The 9,932-nt window shown below is 28.6% G+C and carries 11 protein-coding genes and 1 riboswitch; of the genes, 9 read left to right on the top strand and 2 right to left on the bottom strand.

Translation table 11 applies throughout. The features are described from left to right. The first annotated feature begins 389 nt into the window (after positions 1-389). Positions 390-493, top strand: a riboswitch (TPP riboswitch). A gap of 108 nt (positions 494-601) precedes the next feature. The 3 genes from thiT (at position 602) to BUB51_RS12960 (ending at position 2,061) form a co-directional block, all read left to right on the top strand. After that, the gene (thiT, locus tag BUB51_RS01570; RefSeq protein ID WP_035162023.1) at positions 602-1,150 is read left to right on the top strand and encodes an energy-coupled thiamine transporter ThiT; all 549 of its coding nucleotides are present in this window, start codon (positions 602-604) and stop codon (positions 1,148-1,150) included. A gap of 14 nt (positions 1,151-1,164) precedes the next feature. Beyond that, positions 1,165-1,800: a thiamine diphosphokinase gene (locus BUB51_RS01565; protein WP_035162025.1), complete on the top strand. Its 636-nt coding sequence runs from the start codon at positions 1,165-1,167 to the stop codon at positions 1,798-1,800. A gap of 96 nt (positions 1,801-1,896) precedes the next feature. Then, the gene (locus BUB51_RS12960) at positions 1,897-2,061 is read left to right on the top strand and encodes a hypothetical protein (RefSeq protein WP_156099366.1); all 165 of its coding nucleotides are present in this window, start codon (positions 1,897-1,899) and stop codon (positions 2,059-2,061) included. Positions 2,062-2,258: 197 nt separating this feature from the next. Here the strand turns inward: BUB51_RS12960 and rpmB are convergent, their stop codons facing one another. Beyond that, the gene (gene rpmB, locus BUB51_RS01560) at positions 2,259-2,450 is read right to left on the bottom strand and encodes a 50S ribosomal protein L28 (protein ID WP_035162027.1); all 192 of its coding nucleotides are present in this window, start codon (positions 2,448-2,450) and stop codon (positions 2,259-2,261) included. Positions 2,451-2,682: 232 nt separating this feature from the next. On the opposite strand from rpmB, the gene BUB51_RS01555 reads away from it, so the two are divergent. From BUB51_RS01555 to BUB51_RS01530, 6 genes are all read left to right on the top strand, one after another. Beyond that, the gene (locus BUB51_RS01555; protein WP_035162029.1) at positions 2,683-3,039 is read left to right on the top strand and encodes an Asp23/Gls24 family envelope stress response protein; all 357 of its coding nucleotides are present in this window, start codon (positions 2,683-2,685) and stop codon (positions 3,037-3,039) included. Between the two features lie 15 nt (positions 3,040-3,054). Beyond that, positions 3,055-4,677: a DAK2 domain-containing protein gene (locus BUB51_RS01550; RefSeq protein ID WP_073194885.1), complete on the top strand. Its 1,623-nt coding sequence runs from the start codon at positions 3,055-3,057 to the stop codon at positions 4,675-4,677. 74 nt (positions 4,678-4,751) lie between these two features. After that, positions 4,752-6,812: an ATP-dependent DNA helicase RecG gene (recG, locus tag BUB51_RS01545; RefSeq protein ID WP_073194883.1), complete on the top strand. Its 2,061-nt coding sequence runs from the start codon at positions 4,752-4,754 to the stop codon at positions 6,810-6,812. Between the two features lie 291 nt (positions 6,813-7,103). Further along, the gene (gene rsmD, locus BUB51_RS01540; RefSeq protein WP_035162035.1) at positions 7,104-7,658 is read left to right on the top strand and encodes a 16S rRNA (guanine(966)-N(2))-methyltransferase RsmD; all 555 of its coding nucleotides are present in this window, start codon (positions 7,104-7,106) and stop codon (positions 7,656-7,658) included. A 4-nt stretch (positions 7,659-7,662) separates the two neighbouring features. Beyond that, positions 7,663-8,142 carry a pantetheine-phosphate adenylyltransferase gene (coaD, locus tag BUB51_RS01535; protein WP_035162037.1) on the top strand — a complete coding sequence of 160 codons (480 nt, stop codon included), beginning with the start codon at positions 7,663-7,665 and terminating at the stop codon, positions 8,140-8,142. A gap of 3 nt (positions 8,143-8,145) precedes the next feature. Then, positions 8,146-8,592, top strand: coding sequence for a V-type ATP synthase subunit E family protein (locus BUB51_RS01530; RefSeq protein WP_035162039.1), 447 nt, complete (start codon positions 8,146-8,148; stop codon positions 8,590-8,592). Positions 8,593-8,631: 39 nt separating this feature from the next. Here the strand turns inward: BUB51_RS01530 and ylbJ are convergent, their stop codons facing one another. Then, positions 8,632-9,891 (bottom strand): sporulation integral membrane protein YlbJ, encoded by a 1,260-nt coding sequence (ylbJ, locus tag BUB51_RS01525; protein WP_073194881.1) that lies wholly within the window; start codon positions 9,889-9,891, stop codon positions 8,632-8,634. Positions 9,892-9,932: the final 41 nt, after the last annotated feature.

Raw genomic sequence — 9,932 nt, 5'->3', positions numbered from 1 at the left:
ATAATAATAGCATTTAATCTTATGCAATTATATTTCTTTAGGTGTATTAGAGGATTTAGAAAGAAAAGAATGTTGCAGATAGATATTATTGAAGATATAAGAGATGAAAGATTTACTATAGAAGCTGATTGGATAAATCCAATATTTGAAAAAACATAATTTAAAATAAAACTGGAAATTGATTATTAAAATTTCTTGGGGTAGGGGGAGGTGTAACTATTTTTAAGACCTATCGGTCTACAGGCTTCCCAGTTATTCAAGTAAATGTTAAAAAATAAAATTTTAGTAAAAACAAATTTTTTACTGGAAATTTGATGCGAAATCTCTGTTTAAACAAGTTGTAACTTTACAATACTAGATATTATTGTTATAATGAAGGTGAAAACAGAATATTCCACTAGGGGAGCCTTGTTGGCTGAGAGGAAACTTTATGTTTCGACCCTTCAACCTGAACTAGGTAATTCTAGCGTAGGGAATGTGGGTAGCTTTAACATTACCTATGTGGTAATGTTTTATTTGTTTTGTATTTTAGGCTTCCATTATTTGTTACGGAAGCCTTTTATTTTTAAGAAATCATATAAAATTTAAGGAGGTATTTTTTATGGGAAAAAATATGAAAGTTGAAATGTTAACCGAAGGAGGCGTCATGGTAGCACTTGCTTCAATCTTGAGCCTGATTAAGATATATGAGGCGCCTTTCGGTGGTTCTGTAACTGCTGGCAGTATGATACCAATAATTATATTTGCTTTAAGATGGGGAGTAATGCCAGGGATATTTGTAGGATTAGTTTATGGTATTATCCAGTCAATATTGGGACTTTATTTTGTACATCCTATTCAATATTTATTAGATTATCCTATAGCTTTTGGACTTTTAGGACTAGCTGGTATATCAAAATCTTTAAGTAATAAGATACAAAACGAATATTTAAATCTTTTTATAGGGGTTTTTATGGCTATATTTGGTAGATTTATTTCACATTTATTATCTGGAGTCGTATTTTTTTCAAATTATGCTCTTCAGAAAGGTATGAATCCTTGGGTATATTCAGCCGTATATAATGGAAGTTATTTAGGTATAGAATTGATTATATCTTTAGTATTAGTATTTTTATTAAATAAACCGATTCAAAGATTAAGAAATAATTAAATGTAGGAGGAAATATGAAAGCATTAATAGTTTCAAGTGGAGATATAAGAAATTCTAACATAATAAAAACATTATGTAAAGATGTTGATTTAATTGCTTGTGCCGATGGGGGAGCAAATTTAGTTATAAAAGCGGACTGTATACCAGATATTGTTATTGGCGATTTAGATTCTATAGAAAAAGATACATTAAATAAGTTAAAAAAATCTGAAGTTAAATTTATAAAATTCCCTACTAAAAAGGATAAAACGGATACTGAATTAGCAATTGAGTATATAATTGAAAGAGGATTTAATGAAATAGTATTAGTTGGGGTTACAGGTACAAGATTAGATCATACTTTAGCCAATATATTTTTATTATATTCTTTATTGCAAAAAGGAGTTAAAGCTACTATAATAGACGATCATAACGAAATATTTATAACAAAAGATGAATTAGTTGTTTATAAAGATGATAAAAAATATGTTTCGATTATTCCGTTTAATGGAGATTTATTAGGTGTTACACTGAAAGGATTTGAATATGAATTAAAAGATAGAAATATTAAATTTAGTTCAACACTTGGTATAAGTAATACCCTAGTATCTGATGCAGGAATTATCAAAGTAGAAGATGGAGTATGTTTAGTTATAAAGTCTATAGATTAGAACTGATGCGGCCTTTGGCCGCTTTTTAATTATCTAGTAACATTATTTAATGCATTGAATAAAATATATTATAGTAGCTTTTAGGGAGTGGTTAATATGAAAAAAATATTTCTCAAAAAAAATATAAAACAAATAATAGGTATTTTACTTGCTGTTATAGGTGCAATAATTGTAATTCAAGTTGTACCCATATCAGTCTGGATTTTCTTTTTAGGAGTTTTATTAATTTTAACTGGATGGGTATTCTATAGAATGTTATAGAGGTGATGTTTTTGAAACGAATAAAAAGAACATTAATAATAGTTTCATTAATTATTTTAATAAGTTTGCTTTTGTATATATTACCGAGTTGGGTTATATTATCATTTATTGGACTTGGGATGATATGGATGGGATGGTATTTGTACAGCACTTAACAAAAATAAAAAAGGCTTCCACTATCTAGGAAGCCATTTAGACTATAAAGCTCTTTCAACTTTACCTGATCTTAAACATCTAGTACAAACTCTTATTCTCTTTGGAGTACCATTAACGATAACTTTAACTCTTCTGATATTTGGTAACCAAGTTCTTTTATTATGACGGTTAGAGTGGCTTACTTTGAAACCTGATACTTTTCCTTTACCGCATACTTCACAAACTCTTGACATAAAAACACCTCCTCGATTCTATTACTAAAAAGCCCCTATAAAAACATTACTATTTTAACATAACAAGGATTATTTTTGCAATAAAAAGATATAAATATGCTAAAGTTTAAAAAGAAAAGCCTTTTAAATAAGGGGATTTTATTGTAATCTTTTTTGAATTATAAAAGTCAAGTTGAATAAGGTAAAATAATAAGGTATTATATATATATAATAAATCTAAAGGAGGATTATAATGCCAGGTAAATTAAGTAATAAGTTTGGAACAATAAATATTGATGATAATGTACTTGCTGTAATAGCAGGCTTATCGGCTATGGAGTGTTATGGTTTAGTTGGAATGGCGAGTCGAAATGCAACTGATGGTTTGGTAGAATTACTAAAGAAAGAGCATTTGACAAAAGGCGTAAAAGTTTATACTGATGATAATAGAATTATTATTGATTTATATGTTATAGTACAATTTGGAACAAAAATTTCAGTAGTTGCAAATAACATAATAGAAAAAGTAAAGTATAATATTGAGAGTTTGACAGGTCTAATAGTAGAAAAAGTTAATATTAACGTTCAAGGTGTCAGAGTACAAAAGTAGGTTAAGGAGGTACTAATGTTGAAAATTGAATACATAGATGGAGTTTTACTGAAAAATATTTTCATAGGAGCAGCGAACACACTAGAAAAAAATAAACAAGTAGTAGACTCTCTTAATGTATTTCCTGTACCAGATGGAGATACTGGTACAAATATGTCATTAACAATGCAGTCAGCAATAAAGCAGGTAAAGAGTTTAAATAGTGAAAAGATTGAGGATATTGCTAAAGCTGCTTCAAATGGTTCTCTAATGGGAGCAAGAGGAAATTCAGGAGTAATATTATCACAGTTATTTAGAGGTTTTGCTAATGGATTAAAAGGAGTAGAAAGAATTGATGTAGAAATATTAGCTAAAGCTTTTAAATTAGCTTCAGATACTGCTTATAAAGCTGTAATGAAGCCGATAGAAGGTACGATATTGACAGTAGCTAGAGAGTGCGCAGAAAAAGCTGCAGAGATAGCAGTAAAAGAGAATGATATCATAAAGTTTTTAGAAGAAGTAATTAGACATGGTGAAATGACTTTACAAAAAACACCTGAAATGTTACCTGTTTTAAAACAAGCAGGTGTGGTAGATGCTGGTGGAAAGGGATTATTATATATTCTATTAGGTGCTTTAGATGTTATAACGATTGGCGATAGTGTTTTACTTGAAGAGGATACTGAGGTAGAAGCAGAAAATAGTGTTAATATTGAAAGAGCCGATGAGGATATTAAATTTGGATATTGTACGGAGTTTATTATTAATAGTAAAAATGTAGATGTTGATAGATTTAAGCAGGAAATTATGGAACTAGGGGATTCTTTACTTGTTGTAAATAATGATGAAGTTACAAAAGTTCATATTCATACAAATAATCCAGGGATTGTTTTAGAAAAAGCGCTTGCAATAGGGGAATTAATTAATGTTAAGATTGACAATATGAGACATCAGCATAAAAATAAGATAATAGAAGAAGAGAAAGCGGTAGAATTAAATAGAAAAAAATATGGTTTTATAGCTGTAGCTATGGGTGAAGGTATAGCAAATGTTTTTAAAGATTTGAATGTAGATTTTGTTATACATGGCGGTCAAACAATGAATCCAAGTACTGAAGATATATTAAAAGCAGTAGAAAGTATAAATGCAGAACATATAATAATATTACCAAATAACAGCAATATTATTTTAGCAGCTAATCAAGCTAAAGAATTAAGTAATGCGAATATAGAAGTATTACCGACTAAAAGTATACCTCAAGGAATTTCTGCTATTTTAAATTTTGATGAAGAGTTAGAACTTGAAGAAAATATTAATAATATGATGGAATCTGTTAAATCAGTAAAGACAGGTCAAGTTACTTTTGCTGTTAGAGATACAGTAGTTAATGATATAGAGATTAAAAAGGATGATATTATAGGCATTGGTGAAGGTGAAATTAAATCAGTTGGGAATGATATTACTGAAGTTTCGATTAATTTGTTAAAAGATATAGTTGATGAAGATAATGATTTGATTACGTTATATTTTGGAGAGGATATTTCCGAAGAAGAAGCAGAAGAATTAGCAGAAATTATAGAAGATGAAATTGAGGATTGTGATGTAGAAGTTGTTTATGGAGGGCAGCCATTGTATTATTATATTTTCTCAATAGAATAGTTACAATAGCTAGGTTATACTTAGCTATTGTTTTTTATTATAATAAAATCTGATCGAAATTAGAGGTGAAAGAATTGAATAGGCTTAATACACCTATACAATTTATAAAAGGAGTAGGTCCTAAAAGAGCAAAATTATTAAGAAAGATTAATATAGAAACAGTGAAAGATTTACTTTACTATTTCCCAAGAGCTTATGATGATAGGAGAAAAACAGATAAAATAATAAATGTAAGAAATGGTGAAAAAGCAAATTTAAAAGTTATTGTAGTAGGTTCACCTTCGATAGTAAAGCCAAAAAAAAGTCTTTCAATTGTTAAAGTGCCTGTTAGAGATGAAACAGGACTAGCATTTTTAATTTGGTTTAATCAGGAATATATTAAAAAGCAATTTAAAATAGGAGAGGTATTAAAAGTAAGTGGAAAAGTAAAAAGAGTATTTAATGAGATACAGATTCAGAATCCTATATTTGAAAGAGAAGGGGAGAATGAAAAAATAGGGAAAATTGTTCCTATTTATCCGCTTACCAAAAACTTAAAAAATGGTGATATGGTTAAGTTAGTCAGGAATGTGTTAGACGAATATTTATATTATATTGAGGATATAATGCCAGAGTATATTAAAGAAAAATATAATTTATGCTCTATTTATACAGCGATAAGTAATATACATTTTCCTAAAGATAGATATTCGTATATTGAAGCTAAAAGAAGACTTGTATTTGAAGAACTTTTTATTTTGCAGTTAGGTTTAAGACTTATAAGAAATAAATATGTAGAGAATTCACAAGGAATAAGATTTTTACAGGTAAATGAAATAGATGAACTAATAAGTTCTTTACCATTTGAGTTAACTAATGCACAAAAAAGAGTTTATAAAGAAATATGTTTAGATATGGAGTCAAATAGGCCAATGAATAGGCTAGTGCAAGGAGATGTTGGTTCTGGCAAGACAATTATTGCAGTATTAGCAATGTTTAAGGCAGTTAAATCGGGTTATCAAGCGGTTATGATGGCTCCTACGGAGATTTTAGCAACGCAACATTATGAAAATGTAAGTAATTTATTAGAGCGATTTGGAATTAAAGTTAGTTTGTTAGTGGGAAGCATGTCTAGTAAGAAAAAAAAGGAAATATTAGATAAAATAAGAGAAGGGACAATTGATATTGTAATTGGTACACATGCGCTAATACAAAAAAATGTAAAATTTCATAAGTTAGGGCTTGCAATTACTGATGAACAACACAGATTTGGAGTTAGACAAAGAGCGATTCTTTCACAAAAAGGATTAAATCCCGATGTTTTAGTTATGACTGCAACGCCAATTCCGAGAACATTGGCATTGATATTATATGGAGACCTTGACATTTCTATTATAGATGAATTACCACCTGGAAGAAAAAAAGTGAAAACTTATGTAGTAAATTCAAGTATGAAAAAAAGAGTATACGATTTTATTAAAAGAGAAATAAACAAAGGTAGACAAGCTTATATTGTCTGTCCTTTGATAGAAGAGTCTGATACGTTAGATTTACAATCAGCTATAAAATTGTATGAAGAGTTAAAAAATAATATCTTTAAAAATCTTAGGCTTGGATTATTGCATGGGAAATTATCGGCAACTGAAAAGGATGTTATAATGGCAAAATTTAAAAATAGAGAGATTGATATACTTGTTTCGACAACCGTTATAGAAGTTGGAGTAAACATTCCTAATGCAAACATTATGGTCATAGAAAATGCTGAAAGATTTGGATTATCTCAGCTCCATCAACTTCGTGGTAGAGTTGGTAGAGGTGAGCATCAATCATATTGTATTCTTATAAATGAAAGCAGAAGTAAAATTTCTATTGAAAGAATGAAGATAATGGAGAAATCTAATAATGGATTTGAAATATCAGAGAAAGATCTTGAGATAAGAGGTCCAGGGGAGTTTTTTGGGACAAAACAACATGGATTGCCCGATTTGAAAATTGCAAATTTATTTACCGATATTAAAATGTTAAAGATAGCACAAAAAGAAGTTTTCCAACTTTTAAAAGAGGATCCATTTCTAGAATTACCTAAACATTCTAGTTTAAAGCAAAAAATTTATGAAATATTTGAAGAAAAGTTAAATGATATTTCTTTAAATTAAAGATGCATTTAGCATCTCAGGCTGTTGACAAACTTATGTTTTTTTATATTTATGAAAATGAAAGCGAATGCTTGAAAGAATTTAGTTTTTTCTAAATTCGTCCGCATGAGCGTCATTTTCATAAAATATTTTACTTTGTCAACAAGTTCAGATGCATTTAGCATCTTTTTTTGATTTTTGAATTTATGTGTAGAATTTTAAAAGAAATATTTTTAACAGCTTATATAATTTTGTTTGTAAAAAAGATATAATATGCTAAAATATTATTATTAGAGGTAAGGAGGAATAATTTTGCGTGTAATTACAGGAACTGCTAAAGGACACAGATTAAAGGTTCCTAAGGGTTTAGATGTTAGACCAACTACGGATAGAATAAAGGAATCGCTCTTTAATATCTTAGGGAATAATTTAGAAGGTAGTGTAGTATTAGATTTATTCGCAGGTTCTGGCAGCATAGGTATAGAATTTTTAAGCCGTGGAGCTAAAGAATGCTATTTTATAGATAATAGTATTATAAGTATAAAAGCTATAAAAGAGAATTTAATTAAAACGAAATTAATAGATAAGAGTTACGTTTATAAAAATACTGCTGAAAAAGCTATAAAAAAGTTAGGAATTAGGGGAATAAGATTTGATTATATTTTTATGGACCCGCCATATGAAAAAGGTCTAGTGATTCCAACTTTAGAAAGTATAGCATATCAGGATTTATTAAAAGAAGAAGGAATAATAATAATTGAACATGAGAGTAAGTTAGATTTGTTGAATGAAATTGTTTCATTTGTAAAGGTTAGAGAAAATGATTATGGAAACACTAAAATAACTTTTTATGAGTTTAGGAGGTAATTTAATGGTTGTTGTATATCCTGGAAGTTTTGATCCTGTAACAAATGGACATTTAGATATTATCGAAAGGTGTTCTAAAAAATTTGAAAAAGTTATTGTTGCAGTTTTAAATAATCCATCAAAAAAACCAATGTTTACAGTTGAAGAAAGGGTTGAACTTTTAAGAGCGGTTACTAAAGGATATGAAAATGTAGAAGTTGACAGTTTTTCTGGACTTTTAGTTGAATATGTTAAGAAGAAAAATGTATCATTTATTATAAAGGGATTGAGAGCCGTTTCAGATTTTGAATATGAAATGCAAATGGCCATGATGAATAGAGCTCTTGATAATAGTGTAGAAACCTTATTTCTTATGACTAATAGTAAATATTCTTTTTTAAGTTCTAGTTTAGTAAAAGAGGTTGCAAAATTAAACGGGGACATTTCTGATATTGTACCCAAAGAAGTAGAAAGGGCTATACTGAATAAGATAAAGGGGGTTTAGAAAATGGATGTTATTAAGCTATTAGATGAACTTGAAGATATTATAGATGGAAGTTCATCGATCCCTTTTGCAGGAAAAATTTTAGTTGATAGAGAAGAGTTGTTAGAAATTATTAGAGAAATAAGAATAAAATTACCGGATGAGATTAAACAAGCAGAATGGATAAAAGAAGAGAGACAAAGAATTTTAGTAGAGGCTCAAAATGAAGCAGATACAATTATTGATGAAGCTAGATTACATATAGAAGAAATGATAGAAAAAGATGAAATAACTAGAAGGGCACAAGAAAGAGCCGAAGAGATTATAAATAAGGCTAAAGCAAATGCGAAAGAGATAAGAATAGGTGCAAGAGAGTATGCAGACGAATTATTAAAGAATGTACAAGATAATTTAAAGTCTATAATAACTACGCTTGAAAAAAATAGGGAGGAATTAAAAGGGCTTAAATAAATGAGGCTTCTTTAAAAAGAAGCCTTTTGAGCTTTTAGTTTATCCTTTTTTTGCAAACAAGATACCAACAATTAAAGATATTAGTATAATTATTAGAAGTATAGATATTTGCAAAATAGTAGAAAATTTAAAAATATTAAACCATTTTTCAAAAGAAGTAGCGTTCGTATAAGTGTATGAAGCGTAAACTGGTGTGTCTATCGGTAATTTTATAAAAATATTGCTTATTAAAATAGTGTAAATGCTGGCCAAAATACCGTGAAGTAGTTTTGATAATAAATATATACTTACTTTTAAGTCAGTTCTAGATATAAAACTTGAAGCTTGACTATGTATCGATATACCACTCCATGCAATAATAAAATTAATTGTTACTAATTTTACTAAAACGGGAACAGAAGATATGTTGGCAATATTTTTACATCCGACAGTCATTTCTATAAGTCCTGAAATAAATGCTTTAATTAACTCTTTATTAGATATAAAAGGTATAAAAGAAATCATACTACTTAATAGATTAAGAATACCAGTAATATCTAAGATTTCAATAATAACAGAGTACAAAATAATGAATCCGCCTATAATTAACATAGTGTTAAAAGATTCTTTTACAGCATCTCCTAGTATTAGTCCGAAACCCTTATTATATTTTTTTCTGGCTAAAATTAATTCATTAAAAGCTGTTTTAATTAGATTTTTTTTATTATTGTTTATTACTTTAGGGGTATCAAATTTAACTCCATAATATCTAAAAAATAAACCAACTGTAATTGCTCCTAAATAATGCGGAATTGCAATTAAAAGTCCTAAATTTGGCATTTTCAACATACCTACTGCTACAGCACCTATCATAAATAGAGGACCAGAGGTACTAGCAAAAGAAATGAGTCTTTGAGCTTCAATTCTTGTTAAAACACCTTGCATCCTAAGTTTTGAAGTTAATTTTACGCCAACAGGATATCCTGAAGTAATACTCATTGCGAAAGGGAAAGCAGCTTCTCCGGGGAGGTTAAAAATCGGTTTCATAATTGGACTTAAAAGAGTCCCTATAAAATTTACAACTCCTAATCCTATTAAGACTTCAGCACTTATAAAAAAAGGAAGTAATGAAGGTAAAACGGTATAGAACCATATGTTTATACCGTCTACTGCTGCATCAATTGTATTTTTTGGGAATACAATTAATGATAAAATTATAAAAATTGTTATTAAAGCTGGTAAAATAATTAATAAATATCTAAATTTTTTAATTAAGAAAAATATTAAAATCAAGAATAAAATAAAAAGTATTTGTGTCATAAAAGACCTCCTAAGAATGTTATGGTATATATATATTTGTT

It is taken from the genome of Caloranaerobacter azorensis DSM 13643 (assembly GCF_900129995.1).
Taxonomy (GTDB): domain Bacteria; phylum Bacillota; class Clostridia; order Tissierellales; family Thermohalobacteraceae; genus Caloranaerobacter; species Caloranaerobacter azorensis.
The sequence above is the reverse complement of the archived record's forward strand: the minus strand, read 5'-3'. Positions and strand labels throughout refer to the sequence as shown.